At 71.3% G+C, this 20888-nt stretch carries 19 protein-coding genes and 3 tRNA genes; 4 read left to right on the forward strand and 18 right to left on the reverse strand.

Translation table 11 applies throughout. The annotated features are described in order from the left end of the window. On the reverse strand, positions 1-2217 hold the full coding sequence (locus tag AC5RVZ_RS28780) for a heavy metal translocating P-type ATPase (RefSeq protein WP_494069046.1): 2217 nt from the start codon (positions 2215-2217) through the stop codon (positions 1-3). A gap of 59 nt (positions 2218-2276) precedes the next feature. Then, positions 2277-3320: an alpha/beta hydrolase gene (locus AC5RVZ_RS28785; protein WP_494069047.1), complete on the reverse strand. Its 1044-nt coding sequence runs from the start codon at positions 3318-3320 to the stop codon at positions 2277-2279. A gap of 190 nt (positions 3321-3510) precedes the next feature. Here AC5RVZ_RS28785 and AC5RVZ_RS28790 point away from each other — a divergent pair, with 190 nt between their 5' ends. Both AC5RVZ_RS28790 and AC5RVZ_RS28795 read left to right on the forward strand, forming a co-directional pair. Then, positions 3511-4017 carry a DUF2231 domain-containing protein gene (locus tag AC5RVZ_RS28790; protein ID WP_494069048.1) on the forward strand — a complete coding sequence of 169 codons (507 nt, stop codon included), beginning with the start codon at positions 3511-3513 and terminating at the stop codon, positions 4015-4017. 88 nt (positions 4018-4105) lie between these two features. After that, on the forward strand, positions 4106-4417 hold the full coding sequence (locus tag AC5RVZ_RS28795) for a hypothetical protein (RefSeq protein ID WP_494069049.1): 312 nt from the start codon (positions 4106-4108) through the stop codon (positions 4415-4417). Here the strand turns inward: AC5RVZ_RS28795 and AC5RVZ_RS28800 are convergent. The 10 genes from AC5RVZ_RS28800 to aztB form a co-directional block, all read right to left on the reverse strand. After that, positions 4405-5760 (reverse strand): APC family permease, encoded by a 1356-nt coding sequence (locus AC5RVZ_RS28800; protein ID WP_494069050.1) that lies wholly within the window; start codon positions 5758-5760, stop codon positions 4405-4407. The two genes, AC5RVZ_RS28795 and AC5RVZ_RS28800, sit on opposite strands and share 13 nt — an antisense overlap. A 135-nt stretch (positions 5761-5895) precedes the next feature. Further along, positions 5896-5969 (reverse strand) — tRNA-Met (locus AC5RVZ_RS28805). 35 nt (positions 5970-6004) lie between these two features. Then, a tRNA-Thr gene (locus tag AC5RVZ_RS28810) sits at positions 6005-6076 on the reverse strand. A 62-nt stretch (positions 6077-6138) separates the two neighbouring features. Further along, a complete protein-coding gene (locus AC5RVZ_RS28815; protein ID WP_494069051.1) occupies positions 6139-7551 on the reverse strand; it encodes a M23 family metallopeptidase in 1413 nt (470 codons plus the stop codon). Between the two features lie 378 nt (positions 7552-7929). Further along, positions 7930-8730 (reverse strand): inositol monophosphatase family protein, encoded by an 801-nt coding sequence (locus AC5RVZ_RS28820; protein ID WP_494069052.1) that lies wholly within the window; start codon positions 8728-8730, stop codon positions 7930-7932. 63 nt (positions 8731-8793) lie between these two features. After that, positions 8794-9840, reverse strand: coding sequence for a hypothetical protein (locus AC5RVZ_RS28825; RefSeq protein WP_494069053.1), 1047 nt, complete (start codon positions 9838-9840; stop codon positions 8794-8796). Positions 9841-9944: 104 nt separating this feature from the next. Next, the gene (aztD, locus tag AC5RVZ_RS28830; RefSeq protein ID WP_494069054.1) at positions 9945-11156 is read right to left on the reverse strand and encodes a zinc metallochaperone AztD; all 1212 of its coding nucleotides are present in this window, start codon (positions 11154-11156) and stop codon (positions 9945-9947) included. A 29-nt stretch (positions 11157-11185) separates the two neighbouring features. After that, positions 11186-12106, reverse strand: coding sequence for a zinc ABC transporter substrate-binding protein AztC (gene aztC, locus AC5RVZ_RS28835; protein ID WP_494069055.1), 921 nt, complete (start codon positions 12104-12106; stop codon positions 11186-11188). Further along, positions 12103-13335, reverse strand: coding sequence for an ABC transporter (locus AC5RVZ_RS28840; protein ID WP_494069056.1), 1233 nt, complete (start codon positions 13333-13335; stop codon positions 12103-12105). Before AC5RVZ_RS28840 ends, aztC begins: the two co-directional genes overlap by 4 nt. Next, positions 13332-14231 carry a zinc ABC transporter permease AztB gene (gene aztB, locus AC5RVZ_RS28845; protein ID WP_494069057.1) on the reverse strand — a complete coding sequence of 300 codons (900 nt, stop codon included), beginning with the start codon at positions 14229-14231 and terminating at the stop codon, positions 13332-13334. Before aztB ends, AC5RVZ_RS28840 begins: the two co-directional genes overlap by 4 nt. Positions 14232-14287: 56 nt before the next feature. Between aztB and aztA the strand changes: the two genes are divergently transcribed. Continuing rightward, the gene (aztA, locus tag AC5RVZ_RS28850; protein ID WP_494069058.1) at positions 14288-14953 is read left to right on the forward strand and encodes a zinc ABC transporter ATP-binding protein AztA; all 666 of its coding nucleotides are present in this window, start codon (positions 14288-14290) and stop codon (positions 14951-14953) included. A 3-nt stretch (positions 14954-14956) separates the two neighbouring features. Here aztA and AC5RVZ_RS28855 read toward each other — a convergent pair whose 3' ends face one another. The 4 genes from AC5RVZ_RS28855 to AC5RVZ_RS28870 form a co-directional block, all read right to left on the reverse strand. Further along, positions 14957-15511: a YbaK/EbsC family protein gene (locus AC5RVZ_RS28855; RefSeq protein ID WP_494069059.1), complete on the reverse strand. Its 555-nt coding sequence runs from the start codon at positions 15509-15511 to the stop codon at positions 14957-14959. Positions 15512-15602: 91 nt separating this feature from the next. Further along, positions 15603-15684, reverse strand: a tRNA-Tyr gene (locus tag AC5RVZ_RS28860). A gap of 111 nt (positions 15685-15795) precedes the next feature. Beyond that, a complete protein-coding gene (locus tag AC5RVZ_RS28865) occupies positions 15796-16707 on the reverse strand; it encodes a PfkB family carbohydrate kinase (protein WP_494069060.1) in 912 nt (303 codons plus the stop codon). Further along, the gene (locus tag AC5RVZ_RS28870; RefSeq protein ID WP_494069061.1) at positions 16704-17204 is read right to left on the reverse strand and encodes an FBP domain-containing protein; all 501 of its coding nucleotides are present in this window, start codon (positions 17202-17204) and stop codon (positions 16704-16706) included. The genes AC5RVZ_RS28865 and AC5RVZ_RS28870 overlap by 4 nt, the downstream gene beginning before the upstream one ends. A 124-nt stretch (positions 17205-17328) precedes the next feature. Here AC5RVZ_RS28870 and AC5RVZ_RS28875 point away from each other — a divergent pair, with 124 nt between their 5' ends. Next, positions 17329-18075, forward strand: a complete 747-nt coding sequence (locus AC5RVZ_RS28875; RefSeq protein WP_494069062.1) for a class I SAM-dependent methyltransferase — start codon at positions 17329-17331, stop codon at positions 18073-18075. Between the two features lie 21 nt (positions 18076-18096). Here the strand turns inward: AC5RVZ_RS28875 and AC5RVZ_RS28880 are convergent, their stop codons facing one another. Together AC5RVZ_RS28880 and AC5RVZ_RS28885 are read right to left on the reverse strand one after the other, a co-directional pair. Then, positions 18097-18882 (reverse strand): hypothetical protein, encoded by a 786-nt coding sequence (locus AC5RVZ_RS28880; RefSeq protein WP_494069063.1) that lies wholly within the window; start codon positions 18880-18882, stop codon positions 18097-18099. After that, the gene (locus AC5RVZ_RS28885; protein WP_494069064.1) at positions 18879-20852 is read right to left on the reverse strand and encodes a glycoside hydrolase family 13 protein; all 1974 of its coding nucleotides are present in this window, start codon (positions 20850-20852) and stop codon (positions 18879-18881) included. Before AC5RVZ_RS28885 ends, AC5RVZ_RS28880 begins: the two co-directional genes overlap by 4 nt. Between the last annotated feature and the right edge of the window lie 36 nt (positions 20853-20888).

Below are 20888 nucleotides of genomic sequence, written 5' to 3' on the forward strand. Positions count from 1 at the left end.
CTACCCCCGGGCACGAGCGGCAGCACCTCGGCCGAGCGGCACCGCTCGCGCGGCGATGCTCGGGGCGAGGTCCAGACGCCGGAGGAGCTGAGCGTTGAGAGCGACGACGACCGTCGACAGCGACATCAGCACGGCGCCGACCGACATCGGCAGGACGAAGCCGAACGGCGCCAGCACACCGGCCGCCAGCGGCACCGATATCAAGTTGTATCCGGCGGCCCACCAGAGGTTCTGCGTCATCTTGCGGTAACCGGCGCGCGACAGCTCGATCACCGAGAGCACCGACCGCGGATCGCTCGAGGCGAGGATGACGCCCGCGGACCCGATCGCCACATCGGTGCCCGCGCCGATGGCGATGCCGACATCGGCCCGGGCCAGAGCCGGCGCATCGTTGACGCCGTCGCCCACCATCGCCACCGTCTTGCCCTCGCTCTGCAGCGCGGCGACCTTCGCCTCCTTCTCCTCGGGCCGTACGCCGGCGAAGACCCGACCGATGCCGACCTCCCGCGCCACCGTGCGAGCGACCGGCTCTGCATCACCGGTCAGCAGCACGACCTCGACACCCCGCTGCCGCAGCGCGGCGACGGCGTCCTTCGACTCGGGCCGGATCTCGTCGGCGAGCGCCAAGCCGCCGATGACCGCGCCGTCGCGCACGACGTGGAGCACGATCGCCCCCTGCGCGCGCCACGCATCCGCCTCGGGAACGTCGGCGAGGCCGAGGTCCTCCAGCAGCCTGGGTCCGCCGACCCGGACGTCGTGGCCCTTCACGCGCGCGGTCACTCCGATCGCGGGTGCGGACGAGAATCCGGTCGCCGCCGGGATCGCGATGCCCCGCGACCACGCCGCCTCGACGATCGCGCGCGCCAGCGGGTGCTCGCTGTCCGTCTCGGCCGCCGCGGCGAGCCCGAGCAGATCCTCGGCGGCGACGTCGCCCACGGCGGCGACATCGACCAGCGCCGGCTCGCCCTTGGTGAGGGTGCCGGTCTTGTCGAAGAGCACGACGTCGATCGTGCGCATCCGCTCCAGCGCCAGCCGGTCCTTCACGAGCACACCGGCGCGCGCGGCGCGCTCGGTCGCGATCGACACGACCAGCGGGATCGCCAGTCCGAGTGCGTGCGGGCAGGCGATCACCAGGACGGTGATCGTCCGGACCACCGCTTCATCGGGCACTCCCATCGCCGACCAGACGACGGCCGTGACGGCGGCCGCGGCGAGCGCGAACCAGAACAGCCACCCGGCGGCGCGATCGGCCAGGCGCTGCGCCCGTGACGACGACTGCTGCGCGTCGGCGACCAGTCGACGGATGCCGGCGAGCGTCGTGTCATCGCCGGTCGCGGTCACCTCGACGCGCAGGCCCGAGTCGGTCGCCACGGTCCCCGCCGTGACGACGTCGCCGACCGTTCGCACCACCGGACGCGACTCGCCGGTGATCATCGACTCGTCCATCTCCGCGCGGCCGTCGACGATGCGCCCGTCCGCCGGCACGCTGCCACCAGGACGCACCACCACGAGATCGCCGACGCGCAGGGCCGCAGGCGGCACGGTGACCGTGCGATCCCCTTCCACCCGCTCCGCCTGGTCGGGAAGAAGGGCCGCGAGGGAGTCAAGGGCCGACGTCGTCCGAGCGAGCGAGCGCATCTCGATCCAGTGCCCCAGCAGCATGATCACGATGAGAAGGGCCAGCTCCCACCAGAACTCGAGCTCGTGGTGCAGCAGGCCCAGGCTCGCTCCCCACGACGCGACGAAGGCGACCGTGATGGCGAGTCCGATGAGCAGCATCATCCCCGGCGTGCGCGCGCGAAGCTCTGCCGCGGCACCGGCGAGGAACGGCCATCCGCCCCAGATGAACATGGCGGTGCCCAGCAGCGGCGAGATCCACCGGGCGATCGGGGCATCCGGCAGCTGATAGCCGAGCAGCATCGCGAACATCCCCGAGAACGCGACCGTCGGCACGGCGAGAGCGAGGTTGATCCAGAAGAGCCGGCGGAATCGTCCGACGTCGGCATGACCGCTGTGACCCGCGTGCGGGCCATGGGCGTCGTGGCCTCCGTCGTCGGCATGCGACGGCGCCCGGTGGTCGTGAGCGCGCGCCGGTTCCGTCACGTGGACGTGGTGGTCGTGAGCGGGCGCCGGTTCCGTCGCGTGGGCGTGGTGGGCGTGCTGGTCGTTCACTGCTGCTCCTCTGCGGCCGTTGCTATACCCCCTAGGGGTACCCATTGGAACGCAGGGCGGGCGGAGTTATTCCAGTCCGCCGGTCAGTTGAGCGCCGGCTGTCGTCATGACGTCACGCTGTCGAGGAAGGCGAGCGTCTCCGCCAGGGCATGCTGCGCCTCGTCGAGGTCGAGGTGGAACTGGTACTCGTGCGGCAGTGCCGGCTCATGATCGGCGGGCCAGAACAGCTCCGTCACGTCCACGCCGAGGCTGCGCAGCCGCTGAGCCATGGGGATCCCCTCGAGCCACGTGAGGCCGTCGCCGTTGCCGCCGCTGATGTAGGTCGGCGGGAAGTCCGACGTGACGAATTCGATCGTCGACATCGTGGCGCCCGGCGACTCGGCCGCCCAGTCCTTCGTCCCGGTGTACGACCACAGGGCGATCTTGAACCCCCAGCCGATGATGCCCGGGAGGTCCTTCATCGCCCGCAGGTCGTAGACGCCGCAGTTCAGGATCACACCCGCGAGCTGATCCGCCGACAGCGCCGGCTCGATGTCCATCAGCTCGGCGTACGAGGGGTTGGTGGTGAGCGTCGCCATCTGGCTCGCGAGCTGTCCGCCGGCGGAGTCACCGGCGATGACGAGCGTGCTCGCATCGACGGCGAGATCGTCGGCGTGATCGTCGATGTAGGCCAGCGCATCGTTGATCTCGAACACCGCGGTGGGATACGTCGCCTCGGGACCGAGCGTGTAGTTCACCGCGATGGCGGTGTAGCCGGCATCCGCGAGGATCCGCAGATACGGGTCGACATCGGCCGATGAGCCGGAGATCCATGCACCGCCGTGGATCCAGACGACGGTCGGACGGCTGTCTCCCTCCTCGGCGGTCGTGTACACGTCGAGAGTGAGGTGCGACTCCTCGCCGCGGTAGGGAATGCCCGTCATCTCGCGCACCGGCGTGTCGGGAACGTGCCGCTTCATCTCGGCGGCGGTCTCCTTGCCGCCCTGCTCGAACACGGCGCGGATGAGCATCGCCGACGGCCACGGCGTGATGGACGTGACGACGACACCGCCCAGCACCACGGACAGCACGACACCGAGTGCGATGAGAAGTCCCCGGTGCTTCCTCCTGTGCCCCTCGCGAGACCCGCCCGTCGTCTCCGACGCCATGCTTCCTCCGTTCGTCGCGGTCACTGCCGCGTCGAGGCTATCGGGTGGGCGGCCGCGCCCCGCGGTGTCACGCGGCTCGGCGTGGCGGCGTCCTGGGGCGGTGTCAAGCCCTACGGCCGAGCGCGCGGCGGCGAGTAGCGTCGCCGCCAAGACACCGGCAGGCGCTGCCGGCCCAGCGAAGGAGCGACTCATGTCACGCGAGAGCACACCTCAGGCGCGCGCCAAGCGACCCCGCACTCCGATCGCGGGGCCGTACGGCCACCCGTTCCACCCGATCCTCATCACGATCCCCATCGGCACGTGGACGGCGAGCTTCATCTTCGACATCATCGGGTTCCTCGCCGACGACCCCGAGCCGTATGCCGTGGCATCCCGCATCCTGATCCTCATCGGCCTCATCGGCGCCGTCGTCGCCGCGGTCTTCGGGCTGCTGGACATGTCGCAGATCGAGCGCGGCACGCCGGCTCGCCGGACGGCGCTCCTTCACATGGGGCTGAACCTCGGCGTCGTGGTGCTGTTCCTCGTGAACCTGCTCGTCCGTCTCGGTGACCCTGAGGAGATCAGCGTGTTCGGGTTCATCCTCACCATCGTCGCCCTGCTCGCCCTCTCCGTCTCCGGGTGGTTGGGCGGCAAGCTGTCGTACCACTACGGCGTGCGCGTCGCAGACGAGGCGACGCAGGCCGAAGGCTTCCGGTGAACGGGTCGACCGGGGCGGACCGTACCATCGCCGCGATGCCCGGGGCAACGCTCCCGTGGCGCAGCGCCCACTGTGTTAGTCAGGAATCGTGAAACTCGTCATCTATGCGGGAGAGCACTACCTGACCGGTGACGAGATCGCCCGAGCGCTCGTCGACTACAGCCAGGCTCTCGCCGAGAACGACACGGCCGAGAGCGTCACGATCCCGATCCGCGAGGCCGACGGCTCGGAGGGGTCCGCGGTGTTCCTCGTCGGGCCGGCGAGCCAGATCGTCGTGAAGACCGTGACGCACGGTCAGGACGAACTCGTCGACGAGGCGACCGTGAAGGAGATCCGGGCACGGATCCGTCGCCTGCGCCCCGCCGCCAGGTCCGACTCGATGCCCGATTACTGGCTCTGACCGCTCTCGGCCGCCCGCCGCTCCTCCCGCCGGCGGCCGGCGCGGGCGATCAGGAAGAGCAGCGATCCGACCACCGCGTAGGCCGCCGCGCCGAGCCACACCACACCTGTCTGCTGCGTGAGCAGAACGATGCTGGCGATGATCGCAAGCACCGGCACGACGCGCGGCACGCTGAAGTGCTCGTGGTCGACCTTGTCCTTCTTGAGCACGAGCACGCTGACGTTCGCGGCGAGGAACACCAGGAGAAGCAGCAGCACCGTTGTGGCGGCGAGCGTCGAGACGTCCCCGACGAACGTCAGCGCGATCGTGACACCGGCGACGACCAGGATCGACACCCACGGCGTGCGGCGGTTCGGCAGGACCCGGCCGAACGCGCTGGGTAGCAGACCCTCCTCCGCCAGCCCGTACCCGACCCGGCTGGCCATCACCATGAACAGCAGAGCGCCGTTGGCGATCGCCACCAGCGCGATGAGGCCGAAGAACCACGACGGGACGGCCAGGCCGCTGGCGGCGACGACCTCGAGCAGCGGACCGCTGGACTCCGCCAGGTTTGCCGGGGGCACCACGATGACGGCGCCCAGCGCGATGAGGAGGTAGACGACGGCGGCCGTGCAGATGGCGCCGAACAGGGCCCGCGGGTACACCTTCGAGGGGTGGCGCACCTCTTCGGCCATGTTGGCGGCCGCCTCGAACCCGAGGAACGAGAAGAACGCGATGACGGATGCTGCGAACGCCCCCTGCACCGCCGGCACGTCGGGTGCGAACTCGAAGACCCTGCTGGGGTCGCCGTTCCCGCTGCCGAAGACCACGGCGGCGACGACGATGACGATCACGAGGCCGCTCACCTCGATGATCGCGGCGATGAGATTCGCACCGAGCGACTCGCGCACGCCGCGCAGGTTGATCAGCGTCAGCAGGACGATGAAGACGACCGCGGTGGGCGCCGCCGGAAGGTTCACCAGCGATGCCAGGTAGTCACCGGCGAACGCGTTGGCCAGCGCGGCGGCCGTCGTGATGCCGGAGGCCATCATCAGGAAGCCGACCAGGAACGACAGATAGGGGATGCCGAACGCCCGTTCGACGTACCGAGCGGCGCCGCCGGCGTGCGGGTACTTCGTGATGAGCTCGGCATACGTGCCCGCGGTCAGAAGCGCCACGACGAGCGCGATCAGAAGCGGCAGCCAGATGACTCCCCCGACATCCGTGGCCATCGTCCCCACGAGGGTGTAGATGCCGGCACCGAGAGTGTCGCCGACGATGAACGCGAACAGGAGCCACCCCCCGATGACCCGCTTGAGCTTCGTGCCTTCGTTCGGGGGCGTGGTGGCGGTGTCTTGGGCCATCGCACCACTTCAGCGGCCCGGCGGGAGCGCCGGCAAGGGCGAGCAGGCGATGTATGGCATGCCGTATCATGCGGCGCCTCGAGCACAGCGCCGCGCCGACGAAAGAAGCCCCGGAGACCCGGGGCTTCATCGATGTAGCAGGAGCGGGGCTTGAACCCGCGACCTCACGATTATGAGTCGTGCGCTCTCACCAACTGAGCTACCCTGCCGCGATGCATCCGTCGGCACGAGACCGGATGCTGCGAGCCCCGAGTCAGGATTGAACTGACGACCCCTTCCTTACCATGGAAGTGCTCTGCCACTGAGCTATCGGGGCGCGTCGCCCTCATCGGGCAACTAGACGAGGATACCAGAGCCGCGGCATCCTTCCGAACCGGCTCAGCCGCCGGCATGCTCCCGCAGCCACGGCATCGGGTCGATCGCCGTGGTGCCGTTCATCAGGATCTCGAAGTGCGTGTGGGCGCCGTAGGAGCGCCCCGTGTTCCCGGTGCGGCCGAGCACGGTGCCGACCGTGACGTGCTGACCCGGCTCGACCTGGAGCGACCCGTACTGCATGTGCGCGTAGTGGCTCGAGACCAGCTGGCCGTCGACCATGTGGTCGATGATCACGTGCACGCCGTAGGCGCCGCCCGCTTCGGACGCGACGCGCACGGTGCCGTCGGCGATGGCCTGGATCGGCGCGCCGGCGCCGGGGGTGAAGTCGATGCCCTCGTGCATGCGCCCGTCGCGCATGCCGAATCCGTACGACATCGTCACGCCGACGGCGAACGGCCACTGGATCGGCGAGTTCGGGTCGTTGTGGAAGAGGTTCGAGAAGTTCTGGATGCCGGCTTCCGAGGCGAGCTCGGCGGTCGTGGTCGTGCCGTAGTTCTCGGTGCGCTCGAGGCTGTCGCCCTCGATCCCGGCGGGTGCGACGTAGGCCTGAATCTCATCGGCGTCGATCTCGGTGGTCCCGCTCGCGGGTGCCACGACGGACATGGACGCGTCCGCTCCCCCGGCCGCGGCGACGGCTTCGGCGGGGGTGGTCATGCCGACGGCCATGAGACCGACGATGCCGAACACGCCCACCGAGAACGACGCGGTGGCGACCTTGCGGAACGAGGCGCCACGGGCGGCCTTGTGGCGCCGCGGCGCCACATGAGGCTGCGTGGCCGTGTCCGCTGTCGGTTCCTCGGGAGCGGGAGCCTGCACCGACGTCTCACCGGTGAACGAGAAGAGGCGGGCGGCGGCTTCGAACTCGTCCACGGACGCCTCAGCCTCGGCGTCGCCGGCGGCGGCGGCGGCGCTCACGGGCTCGGTTCCTGCGTTCGGACGCCGGTCAGCCGCTTCAGGCTCGACGACGCGGAGCTCTTCGACCTTGGAATCGGCGGGAGCGGCCGGGGCGGGAGCGGCCTGGGCGAGAGGATCCTGGACGGCGGCGTTCTCCGGGGTGCGCGGCCGGACCCGGCGGCGCGAGGTCGGAGCGGGAACGGCGACCGCGCTGGTGGGCTCGGCTCCGGCTGCGGCGAACGCCGCGACGGTGTCGGCGAGAAGAGACGACACCGCTTCGGCGTCGGGGACGATCTGGGGCTGCTCTTCGGCGGCGGGCGCCTTCGGGGCCACGGCCCGCACGGGAGCGTGGGCGAGCGTGGTGCGGCGCGCACGCCGGCTCAGCGGAGCCACGACCTCTCGATCGGCGGGGCCGACGGAGGCGGCCCGCTCGGCGACAGCGGCGGCCTCGGCGACCGCGACGGCGTCGGTCTCGCCCGCCACAGCAGCCGCGGGCATCGCGGGGACGAGCGGCTCGGTCACGGGGACGGTCTTTGTGGCGACCGGGATCGACGACGGGGTGGCGGTGGCCGATGCAGTCGCCGCGACCGTCCGCCCACGCAGGGCGGCGCGCGACGTACCTGTCGTCTCCGTGGTCGCCGGGGACGGCGCAGCGGAGGTCCGGCTGGATCGGCGCGTGGGCGCAGGCTCAGCCATGGGGGTGTCGAAAGGCAATGCGGCGGGGAGCTTTCGGGTCTTGTCGCCGGGGTGTGCGACATGCGGTCGTACGGGCTTTGTCCACCGTCGTCAAGGGGTTGACGAAGGTAACGATCGGGTAAACACTACCCCGGGCGCCCTGGGAATGCCATGTGCGAGTCGGGATTCGCGTTCGGCGATTCTCCCCGTGGCACTCCGCTGGGCTCAGACCAGACCGGTGAGTTGCGCCAGTTCGTCGAAGATACCAGGCGACGCCGCCACGACCATGGGGGCCCGGCCCGAGCCATCGGGCCGGGCTCGCCCGAATCGACCGCCCGCCTCGGTCACCAGAAGCGAGCCGCCCGCGAGGTCCCACGGCTGCAGCCCGCGCTCGTAGTACGCGTCGAGCCTCCCCGCTGCCACCGATGCCAGATCCAGGGATGCGGCGCCCGCGCGACGGAGGTCACGAGCGATGGGCATGACACGCGAGACGAGGTCGAGATCGCCGGCGTGCGTCAGCGGGTCGTAGCCGAACCCCGTGCCGATCAGCGCCCCGGCGGGACCGATCTCCGGGTTCGCGGCGAGCCGCTGTGTGCCCAGCCACGCGCCCTCGCCCTTGGCCGCGTGGAACAGCTCGTCGGTCGCCGGATTGAAGACGGCAGCTGCCAGCACGTCCCAGTCCTCCGGTCGCGGCTCGCCGGACACCGCCGCGATGCTGACCGCATAGATGGGGATGCCGTACGCGTAGTTGACCGTGCCGTCGATCGGGTCGACGACCCAGGTGATGCCGGATGCCGCCGGCTGACCACCGGTCTCCTCTCCCAGGAAGCCGTCACCCGGCCGCGCCGCCTCCAGGCGCGCTCGGATGAGCGCCTCCACCTCGCGATCGGCCTCTGTCACGATGTCGGCGACCGCGGACTTGGTCGCCGCGATGGCGACGCCCGCCGCCCGCCTCACATGCGCGAGCTCACCGGCCTCTCGAGCGACGTCGATGGCGAGGGCTTCGAGTTCGTTGACGAGACTCATGCCACCACGCTATCCGGCGGCAGAGGCATCCCGAACCGGCGTTCGACGCCGGCGCCGACGGTCTCAGGGACGCGGCGGAAGCGGAGGCGGCGGCGGGTAGCCCTCGTAGCCGCTCCCGTGGGCGGGGGGTTGCTCGACCGCGGGGGCAGGATGCTGCCCCGCTGATCCGCCGGCTGCGGCCGGCTGGGGAGTCGCCGGCGCCGGCTCGGCGTGGGCATGCTCCGGCGCGGCGAACACGTGCGCCCCCGGCGTCGGGTAGCCGGTGTAGTACGCGTTCCAGTCGGGTGACCCGTCAGGCAGCATCGGCAGCGGCGTCACGCCGTCGACATACGTCGGCCACGGCAGCAGCTCCTGCGAGGCCGGCGCCGCGGCCGGCGCGTGTGCGGCGCCGGGTGCGGGCGGGATCGCGGGCGCACCGGCATACGCAGGCGCAGCCGGGCGCAGCTTTTTCGGTGCGAACAGAGCGTTGATCAGCGGGATGAGGGCGGTGCCGACGGCGGCGAGGATCGCGACGGCGACCACGATGCGCCAGTAGATCTCGGGGAGGTCCACGTACTCCGCGAACGTCATCGGGATGACCAACAGCGCCGCCAGCGCCACCACGAGCGTGATAGTGATGATCGCGACCACGCGCGTGAAGGTGGTGTCGTTGCGGTGCAGCGCCTTCATGTAGAGGCGAAGGTGCAGCAGGGTCAGCTGCAGGATCAGGACGATGAGCAGGAACAGGATGAACCGGGAGTATCCGCCCCAGTAGTAGCGCTCCGGCATCCAGATCATCACGGCGCCGATGAGGAGGATCAGGATCCAGGTGCCCATGCTCGCGAGGGCGAACCACGTCGGACGCCGCGGCGCGAGATGCGCGTCGAGGATCGCCACACCGCCGAACGCGGCGAGCAGCAGGATCGTGAGGAACGCGCGCCCGATGATGTCGTTCTGGTCCCCGACCAGCACCCAGACCACGCACACGATGGCGGCGGCGATCAGCGCGCCGATGGCGACCCAGATCGCGGCACGCAGGAGCTTGCTCGTGGGGGCGTCGCCGCGCGGCGGCTGCTGCTGCTGCTGCTGCTGCTGCTGCTGCGCCGGGACGTACGGATCGGGCGCGGTCATGGCGTTCCTCTCGTTCCGCGGGGTCACACCCGCGTGCCCATCCTGGCATGGCGGCCGGGCGGAGCGGGGGAAGCACGGGCGCGCCGCCCGTGCTTCCCCTTCGTTCAGCCGGCCGCGACCGCGATCTCGTTCGGCGTGACCTCCAGCGTGGTGGAGGTGACGACCTCGCCGGAGGTCAGATCCACCGCGTGGATCCGGTTCTCGGCGGGCTCGGTGACGTAGGCGATGTCACCGTCGACGACGATCGCCGGGTGGGGGTCCTGCCATTCGACGGGACTCTCCCACGGCGCCACGACCGGGAACGAGTCCGTGATCTCCCGGCTCTGCGGGTCGAACACGTGGATCGAGCCGTCGCTGGCGAGGATGTAGGCGAGATCCCCCGGGCCGCGCGCGATGTCGCGGAACGTGTACTCCACGCCTTCGGGCAGCTCGACGACCTCGAGCGTGCGCGCCGCGGTGTCGATCACGGTGACAGCCTTCAGCAGGTACCCCTCCGCGTCCGGATCGTTCTTGTAGTCGCCGACGACGAGCGGGCTCGTCTCACTGACGTAGGCGTTGCCCATGCGGCCGTAGGGCTGATCGGGCGCGTCCAGCTTGACGATCTCGCCGTCGTGGTAGAGCAGCGCGCCGTTCTCGCAGCCGAAGACGACCGCCTCGTCTGCCGCGGTGCCCTCGCCGTGCACGCCCGGGCACTGATCGCTGGTCGCGACGACCTCCCCGGCCGGGTCGCGGACCTCGATGCCCGTGCGACCGTCGGCGTCGCCGACCGTGGTGAGGAAGGTGCCGTCTTCGAGCACGACGGACACGCCGTGGTGGGCCTCGACACCGGGCACGGTCTCGGTCTCGGGCAGCTCGTCACCCGAGGACACGAGCGCGTCGGTGTCGAAGATGGTGGTGTCGCTCGTGCCGTCGGCGTACAGGATCGTCTTGCCGCCGTGGCGGACGACGTGGCCTGGAGCATCGGCCTCGAACACCAGGTCGGTGAGCTCGGCGTCCTCGGTGCTGCCGGCTGCCGTGTCGAGCACCTGGAAGCCGGCGCTCATCGTCACGAGCACATGACGGCCGTCGCCGACGGGGTTCAGCCGCGTGAACTCCTCCGAGTCCAGGTCCGCGACCGTCTGAAGGGTGTCGCCGTCGAGGACGACGATGCCGCCCTCATAGGACACGGCGACGCGGGGTCCCGCGGCGTCCGGGGACGACGACGGGGATCCCGCCCCCGCGGATGACGCGGGGGTGGACGAGCATGCTGCGAGCGTCAGGGCAGCACCGGCGGCGACGGCGATCAGGCCGGCGCGCCGCGGGATGCGAGTGCGCATGTGGTTGTTCCTCTTTCTTGCGTGGGCGCTCACGACGAGAGCCCGGTGGCGATGCGCACGGTGTTCACGCGCATCATGGTCAGGTAGTCGCCCGCGCCGCCGTCCGGCTCGGTGAGCGACTCGGTGTACAGCTCGATCACCTCGACGTGGACATCCGCCTCGGCGGCGAGCGCGCGCACGAGCCGATCAGGCGACGACGACTCGGCGAAAATCGCCGGCACGCCGGTGGTCTCGATCGCGGTGACGAGGTCGGCGAGATCCGAGGCGCTCGGGGCCGCGAGCGTCGTGCCGCCGGGAACCACGGCGCCGACGATGTCGAAGTCGTAGCGGTCGGCGAGATAGCCGAACACGTGGTGATTCGTCACGAGCGCGCGCTGCTGCTCCGGGATGCTCGCGAAGGCCTCCGCCATCTCGTTGTCCAGTGCACGCAGCTGATCGCGATACGCGTCGGCCTGCGCCGAGATGGCGCCCCCGTCCACCCCCGGGAGCCGCTGGAGGACGGGGACGAGGGCGTCGACGACGTCGATCATGCGGCCCGGGTCCGTCCAGAAGTGCGGGTCGGGCGTTCCTGCCGCATCTCCCTCGCTGTATGACAGCACGTCGACGACGTCACCGGCGACGAACGACGGCGCCCCGTCCGCGGCGACCGCATCGAGGTGCTGCTGCAGCCCCTCTTCGAGGCCCAGCCCGTTGGAGACGACCAGATCGGCCGACCGCATGCGCGCCGCCTCCTGAGCGGAGATCTGGAACGAGTGGGGATCGGCGTTGGGCCGCATCAGCGTCATCACATCCGCCTCGCCCCCGACGATCTCGGCGACCACGTCTCCGAGGATGTTCGTGGAGACCACCACGAGCGGTTCGTCTGCCTCGCTCACCGCGCACGCCGGCAACGCGGCGCCGAGCCCGACGAGGACGAGCGCGAGCGCGGCGCTCGTCACACGACGCCTCATCGTCCGGTCCCCGCGAAGAAGGCCGGCGGCGTGGCGGTCTCGAACACACGCGCGATGCGCCCGCCGTCGGCGAAGTCGATCTCGAAGAGCCGGCGCTCGGCGGGAGCGTTCAGATACGCGCGGTGCTGGTCGGCGATGAGGGCCGCCGGGCTCCCGTCGACGCCGGCGGGATCGGCCACGAGCGACGTGGTCGCGGCGAGAACGCTCCCGCTGCGTCCCTCGAGCACGAGAACCCGACCGTCGCTCGCGAGGGCCACGACATGACCGGCCTCGTCGTCGACGGCCGTCACCGCGGTCAGCGGCGCCGGCGACGGCAGCAGGGTCCACGAGCGCTCCCGCGTGTCCAGCAGCCAGACGCCGGCGTCCCCCGCCAGCCCGGCGATGGTGGGCCGCCCCTCGCGCCCCGAGAACGCGGTGGCTGCCGGCGCCGACGCGTCCGGCGGGTAGGGGATGCGGTCCAGCTGGACGACGCCCTCGGCGATGGTCGCCAGCAGCGCGCCGTCGCGGCATCCGATGACCGCGCCCACGCGGGTGGACGCCGTGCCGCTCGCGTCCATGCACTCCGCCTCGGCGCCCGGCACCGGCGCGCCCTCGGCGTCGTAGACCGCCACGGACGCGGCCGCTCCCGCCTGCGGCTTGGTGACCAGCGCGAACTCCCCGATTGGCACGGCCAATCCGTCGTGCGCGCCGACGGCGACGCGGAAGCGCTCCACGAGCTCGCCCCGCGACAGCGCCGCGGTGTCGAGCAGCACCGCGTCGCCCGAGTCCGGGAAGAACAAGCCGGTGCCGCCGGTGGTCGAGGAGAGGGTGGTCGCCAACGTGGCCACGCCGCTTCCGGCGACGCTTCCCAGCAGGCGAGGCTCGGCGCGGTAGTAGTGGAAGTGGTCCACGTGGTCCCACGTCCACCGGCCGCTGTCGATGATCCAGACGCCGGTCTCATCGGCGGCCAGGACGTACCTTCCGTCCGAGGCGACGCGGGCGGGCGAGGGAACGGCACCGAGCTCGGCGAGCGACTCGTCCAGGAGGTCGAGGTGCCGCACGACGCCCTCGGGGTCGATGGTCAGCAGGCCCAGCTGCGGCTCGCTCGTCTCGACGGCGCCCTCGATGCGGCCATGACCCTCGGCGTCTGGGGAATCGCCGGGCTCGGGCTCCGACGCGGGCGCGCAGCCGCTCAGGCCGACCGCGAGCGCGGCGAGAGGTGCGAGCAGGAAGCGGGAGCGAAGGGTCACGATGTCCTTTCGAGAGTCGGGCGAGGTTCGCCGTGGGCGCGCCGGTTGACCTCGGCGCCTCCTCGGACGGCTCGCGAGCGGACGCGGTCGAGTCCGGCCCGCGCCGCCCAGGATGCTGCGGCGCACACCACGGCGGCGAGCGCGATGGAGGCCCCCGCCGCGGTGCCGGCGTGCCATGAGACGACGAGCCCGCCGACGACCGCGACGACCCCGATGACGGCGGCGAGGAGCATCGTGGTCGGCAGACGCCGGGTCCAATGACCCGCGGCGACGGCCGGGGCGATGAGGAGACCTACGACCAGCAGCGACCCGACCGCCTGGTACGAGGCGGTCACGGTGATCGTGACCAGGCCGACGAGCACGACCTGTGCGAGCCGGGGACCGAGACCGAGGACGGCGGCGATGCGGGGATCCACCGCGAGGGCGACCAGCGAGCGGTGGAAGACGACGGCGCATCCGACGCCGGTCGCCGTCGCCACGCAGAGGGTCAGCAGGTCACCGGCGGAGATCGCCAGGATGTCGCCGAAGAGGATCGCCGACGCGTCGGTGGCGAAGGACTGCGAATGCGAGATGACGATCACCCCGAGTGCCAGCATGGCGACGAACAGCATCCCGATGCTGGTGTCGTAGGAGAGGCGTCCGCGGCGCTGGAGCGCTCCGATGCCGGCGCTCATGGCGATGGCGCTCGCGGCGGCGCCGAGGAGGACCGGCGCTCCGGTGACGGTCGCCAGTGCGACGCCGGGAAGCATGCCGTGCGCGAGCGCCTCGCCGAAGAACGCCATGCCCCGGACCACGACCCACGTGCCGACGATCCCGCAGAGCACCGCGACGAGCGCGCCGCCGGCGAGCGCGCGCTGCACGAAGTCGAGCGCGAAGGGTTCGAGGAGCCAGGTCACGAGCCACGACCGTACCGTTATTGATAACGATTCTCAAAATCAGTACAGTGGCATCCGTGAACTCCGGTCGAATTGCTGCTCAGACCTCCGCGTCGCTCGTCGGCGTCGACGTCGACTTCGCCGGCCACCCGGCCCTGCGACAGGTGCACGTGGACATTCCGGCGGGCTGGTCGACGGTCATCGTGGGCCCCAACGGTTCGGGCAAGTCCACCCTTCTCGAGGTCCTCGCGAGGACACGGGCGCCCGCCGCCGGTCACGTCATGATCGCGGCGGCGTCCACGGCGTTCGTGCCGCAGAGCGCAGCGATCCCCGGGCGCCTGCCGATGACGGTGCACGACGTCGTCCTGCTCGGCGCGTGGGGGACGGTCGGCCGCTGGCGTCGCGTCGGCGCCGCATCGCGGCGCGCCGTGGACGACGCCATCGACAGGCTCGCCCTCGGCGCGCTGCGCCGCGCACCCTTCCAATCGCTCTCGGGCGGACAGCGGCAGCGCACGCTCCTCGCGCAGGCGCTGGCTCGCACCGCCGATCTGCTGCTGCTGGACGAGCCGACGTCAGGCCTGGACGCTGACAGCAGCGGGCGCATCCATGAAGCGATCAGGGACGAGGCAGCCCGTGGGGCGGCCGTGGTCTGCGTCAGCCACGACGACGACATGATCGCGCGGGCCGACCGCGTCGTGCGGTTGCAGGGCGGGCGGATCGTCTCCGACTCGCAGGCAGGATGACGTTCAGGCAGTGCGGCCGAGGCCCTCGACGACCTCGGCGCCCGCGAGCGCGGCCAAGGCGGCGCCCGGCAGGAACAGCTTGCTGCCGCGGACTCCCCCGCCGATGACGACCTCGGGCGCTGCCGCGACGGCCGCGTCGACCAGGATCGGCCACGTCCCCGGCAGACCGATCGGCGTGATGCCGCCGTACTCCATGCCTGTCAGCTCGACGGCTTCGTCCATGGGAGCGAAGGACGCCGATCTCACATCCAGACGCCGACGCACGACCCCGTTGACGTCCGCCCGGGTCGTGGCGAGCACCATGCACGCGGCGTAGCGCACGTCGCCGCCGCGCTTGCCCTTGACGACGACGCAATTGGCGGAGGCATCCGGCGCGACGCCGTAGTGTTCGCAGAACGCGGCCGTGTCGGCGAGGCCGGTGTCGATCGCGGCCACACCCACCGTGGCGGCGAGGTCGGGGGCGAGGCGTGCGAGCGCCGTCGCCACGGGCGCGGCGAGCAGCTCGGGATGCCGCAGCGCGGGCTGTGCGGTGAGGCTTCCGGTCGCGGTCCAGCTCATGGTGACACAGTAACCCGACGTGTCCGTCCGAAGCGCGCAGCGCTCGAAACGTCCGAGGGGCCCCGCTGACGCGGAGCCCCTCGGACATCGGTGGCGAGTGAGGGATTCGAACCCCCGAAGGCTATGCCGGCTGATTTACAGTCAGATCCCTTTGGCCGCTTGGGTAACTCGCCGAGTGCGCACCCGCCCGGCTTTTACAGTCGACCGGAGGCGCGATCATTCATCTTACGCTGTTCCCGCCGGTGGTCGAAATCCAGCCGGACGGGGCCGCGGGACGTCGGAGATCAGGTTCCGAGAGTGTCGTGATCCCGTCCTGTCAGCGCGCTGGGCGTCCGCAGCAGCGCTCCCTCGAACCGGCAGGTGGCCGCGGCCATGTCCATCGCCGAGCGCAGCACCCCCTGCCACTCGTCGTGCCCCGCCGGGGTCGCGTCGACGAGCGCGGCCAGCGCCGCGGCGAACGCGGCATCTCCGGCGCCCATCGTGTCGACGATGCGGCCGGGAAGATCCGAGATGGGCTCCGTCACCACGGTCCCGCCCGCCTCGATGGTCGCCCCGGCGGCCCCCTCGGTCGCGAGGACCGCCTCGGCTCCGAGGTCGATCAGACGCGCGCGCAGCGCATCGAGGCGCTCTCGGTACAGCAGCGTCGCGTCGTCCTCGCCCACCTTGACCAGGGTCGCCCGCGAGGCGAGCCGCTCGAAGCCGCGCACGAACGCGTCACGGTCGCGCAGCATCCCGGTGCGCGGGTTGGGGTCGACCGCGACGGGGACGCCCGCCGCAGCGACCGCCTCCGCCAGCTCGGCGGTCTGCTCGTCGTCATCGAAGGCGAAGCAGCTCACCGCGACCAGATCGGCCTTCGCCATCGCTTCCCGCTCGCGCTCGCCGAAGCGGATCCGCCGCTGCTTCGCCGCCTCGTTGAACTCGTACGTCGGCTCACCGCCTCCGCTGCGCGTGCTCACCGCGCGCGCGGTTCCCAGCAGCGAGGGGGTCGCGACGAGCTCGACACCGTAATCGGCGAGGTACTGGCGGATGCGGGAAGCAGGCTCGTCGTCGCCGACGGTGGCGATGAGGGTGGCGGCCACGCCGAGCCGGGACAGGCCTACCGCGACGTTGAGTGCGGCGCCCCCGACGAACTCGCGGACGCCACGGTCGTCGCGCAGCTCGTCGATGAGCGCATCGCCCACCACGACGACCGTCATCGCCGGACGCTCTCGACCTCGAGCACGCGACCCACGAAGGCCTCGGTGCGGCGCCGCGTGCCGTCGATCTTGCGGTCGACGCTCGCCCTCACCTCGTTCGGCGCGAGCGGGGCGGCCAGGCGCACGTTCTCATGGCACGACAGATCTGCGCAGATGTACGTGCCGACGCTGTCGCCGTGCGCGCCGGCGTCGCCGGCCTTGCGCGCGGTGTACAGCACGACCTGATCGGCCGGCTGCATGGTGTGGCACAGGTTGCACATCGCCGCACGCGCGCGCGAGCTGCCGTCTGCCGCGCGCAGCACGACACCGGTCGGCTCCCCCTCGACCTCGGCGATGACGTACCCGCGCCCTCTCGTGCGCGGATCGCGCCACGCGAAGAAATCCAGGTGATCCCAATCGGTGAGCATGAAGTCGGCGGGCAGGGACACGAGCCGAAGCTCGTCAGGCGACGCGTTGACGAATGTCGAGCGGACGTCTTCCTCGGTCAGCGGGCGCATGACACCTCCTCGCCGACTCAGTCTACGAAGCCTTCGCCGCACGCGGGCCGGGGCGCCGGCGACGAGGGCGGCCGCCGCACGGCGCGGACCGGGCGCGTGTCGGAGGCCTCGATAAGGTGGCGGCATGGTGGACGGAGCCGATGTGTCGGGCTGGTCGGCCGTCGCCCTGGGCTGGGCGGAGTCCTGGGGCGCTTTCGCGGCGCCCGCGCAGGACGAGCTGCTCGTCCGGTGCCGCGTCGGTCCGGGTGTCCGCGTCTTGGACGTGGGATGCGGCAGCGGCGAGTTCCTCGCGCGCATCCGCGCGACCGGCGCCGAGCCCACCGGCGCCGATCCGGCCCCGGCGATGGTGGCCGCGGCATCCGTCCATGCCTCGGTCGTGCAGGCCGACGCCGAGGACCTGCCGTTCGAAGCCGACGTGTTCGACGTGGTGACCGCCGTGAACGCCCTGCAGTTCGCCGACGACACCACGGCCGCGTTGCGGGAGTTCGCCCGCGTGCTCGCGCCCGGCGGGCGCATCGGCATCGCGAACTGGGCGGAGGCCTCACGCAACGACATCGATGTGATCGAGCGTGCCGTGGCGGCGGCGCTCGAGGAGGCGCAGCTTTCCGATGGCCCGCTGCGGCCGGAGGGCGGCATCGAGGCCGCGATGCGGGACGCCGGGCTCGACGTGCGCTCGTCGGGCATCGTGGACGTCCCCTGGCGCGCTCCGGACGATACAGCGCTGGTGCGAGGCATCCTCCTCGGCGAAGACGCCGCCACGATGGCTGAGCTGCACCCCGTCGTCGTGGCAGCCGCCGCTCCGTTCCGCACTCCGGAGGGCGGCTACCTGCTGCGCAACGCGTTCCGCTGGGCCGTCGCCGTCACGCGGTGACGGCACCCCTCGTCGCGGCGGTCACCAGCCCAGCCTGCGCGCCACCGCGTCGGCGGCACGCGTCGGGAACTCGTCCCATCCCGGCTCCAGGATCTCGCGCGTCAGCGAGAAGAGCTCGAGCGCGGCATCCTCGACCGGGCGCTCCAGCGAGGCCGCGATGCGCGCGCCCCACTCGGGGAAGTCTCGTTCGAAACGCCTGACCGGATCGATCGTGTCGCGGTGGGACGTGGAGCCTTCGACGAAGCGCCCGCGGATGGCCCGCACCAGCAGCTGCACCGCCCACTGCCGGATGAAGAAGCCGCCGTTGAGCACCTCGCCCCGACGGATCCGACCGACGCCGATGAGGAGCTTCACCAGGACGAGGCGCACGTCGTTCGCGGGGTCGAAGCGATCCGCGGCCGCCGCCCGAGCACGCGACCGCGCCAGGAGCGTCGCGGTGGTCCCCGCGTCGTCGTCGACGACGACGGTCGCCTCTCCGGCGATGGCGCCATCCAGTTCGGCGGCATCCGAGAACGCGAACTCGAACACGTGCCCGTCGTCGTAGACGGCCGCGAAGCCGATCTCGCCCTCCCGCGCCGTCAGCACGAGCCGGTCATGGTCGGGCAGCCATGACAGGTCGGGCCGGATCTCGGCGCCCCGGCCCGCCGCGGTGATGGCGAAGAAGTCGTGATCGGACCACTCGTCGCGGCGTTGCGCGGCCTCGTCGGATGCGGACCCGAGCAGCACGAGGCCGATCAGCCCGTCTCGTTCACGCACGGCGGCGGCGAGGCCGGCGCTGAGCGTCGCGAACCGTTCCGGCGACGTCACCGTGCCGCCACCTCTTCGGCGGGTGTGAGTGCCTCGGCGGTCGCGACGTGGTGCGCCGATTCGACCTCATCGACCGGCACGTGAGCGGCAGGCGCTGCGACGCCGGGCAACGTCCAGGCAGCGAAGGCGGGGCCGTCCGCCGACAGCAGCACGGAACCGTCCGTGGCGACTGCGAGCGTCGCGTCGCCGAACACCGCCTCCGCAGCGTCCGCGTCCGGCAGCGCGCCGGCGGGGATCACCGCGTCCGCGTCGCCCTTGCTCGCAACCACCAGGACGCATTCGTCTGCCGCCTCACGCACGAACACCACGGTGTCGTCGTCGACATGAAGCCACCGCAGGCCTCCGGTGGCCAGCACAGGATGCGCGCGCCGCAGCGCGATGGCGTCGCGGTACAGGCGCAGGCGCTCGGCGACCTCCGGCTCCGACTCGGTGCCCCACGGCATCGGCGTGCGGCTCGCCTCGCCGTCCGCGCCCGTGAGGCCGAACTCGTCGCCGGCGAACACCACCGGCATGCCCGGGAGCGTGAGCATGAGCCCGACCGCGACAGGGATCGTGCCGGGGCCGGCGTTCGTTGCGAACCGCGCGGTGTCGTGCGTGTCGAGGGGCTGCATGTTCCCCAGACGCACGCGCCACGGGATGCTGCCGGTGAAGCGCACGACGGCGTCGACGAACTGCCGCGCCGTGTAGCGAGGGATCCCGCCGATGGGCTGACCGAAGAACCACGGCTCGGTCCGCTGCTCGCCCTCCCCCGTGAGATACGGCTCACCGGTCGGTTCGGAGAGCCAGCCCCAGAGGGGCCGGGTGAAGGAGGGGTACGTCATCGCCCCGTGCCAGCCGTCCCCCTGAAGATCGCTTGCCGCGTCGTTGGTCGACTCGCCGAGGAGGATGGTGTCGGGGTTGATGTCGATCATGGAGCGGCGCAGCAGCTGCCGGACCTCGGCGTTGAGGTCGACCTCGCCAAGGCGTCCGGTCATGTTCGCGACATCGATGCGCCACCCGTCGGCGTTGTACGGCGGCTTGAGCCACTTCGCCACGACCGAGTCGGGTCCGCTGATGAACCGGCGGCGCAGCTCCTCCGACGCCCAGTTGAACTTCGGGAGGGTCGGCGTGCCGAGCCACGAGACGTACTCGGTGTTATCGGGGTCGGTGAAGTAGTAGAACTCCTCCTCCGGTGCGCCGGGGTGCCCGAGCGCCGCCTGGAACCACTCGTGGCGGTCCCCGGAGTGGTTGCTCGTCAGGTCGCCGATGACGCGGATGCCGCGCGCATGGGCGGCCTGGACCAGCCGGATGTAGGCGTCGTCGCCGCCCAGGAGCGGATCCACGCGGTCGAAGCTCGAGGCGTCGTAGCGGTGGTTGGATGCCGCCGGGAAGATCGGGGTCAGGTACAGGAGGTTGACACCGAGATCGACCAGGTGGTCCAGCTTCTCGGTGATGCCGTCGAGGTCGCCACCGTAGAGCTGCTGCGAGCGCCCGGGCATCACGGGATCCACGGGCTCATCCCACGCGGTGGGGATCGCCCACTCCGGCCTCTCGCGGCCATCGGCCTGCGCCGAGCGCGCGAAGCGGTCGGGGAACACCTGGTACATCACGGCGTCGTAGAGCCAGGACGGCGGCGCCGGGTGCGCCACCAGCGCGAAATCCTCGGCATCCAGCGTCTCGATGCGGTGAAGCCCGGTCTGGTTGAGCCACTCGACGGTGCCGTCCTCATGCTGCAGCATCCAGCGGTAGCCGTGGCGCGGGTTGCGCACGGCGACGGGGGCCTCCCACCAGTCCCAGCCGTCGGCCGCTCCGACGCGGGCGGCATCCGTCCATTCCGGTTCGTGGTCGGGATTCGACCGGGTGCGGACCGCCGCGAGCGGCCCATACCCGGAGGGCACCCTCAGGCGCACGAGCACGATGTCGCCGAGCGCGGGTGCGGAGTCGGACACGTACAGCGGCGAGCCGTCGTGGTGCGGAAGAAGCGCGGTCATCTGAGGCCTTCCATGAGACAGACGGCGGTGCCGCCT

It is taken from the genome of Arthrobacter sp. Cza30, assembly GCF_059090765.1.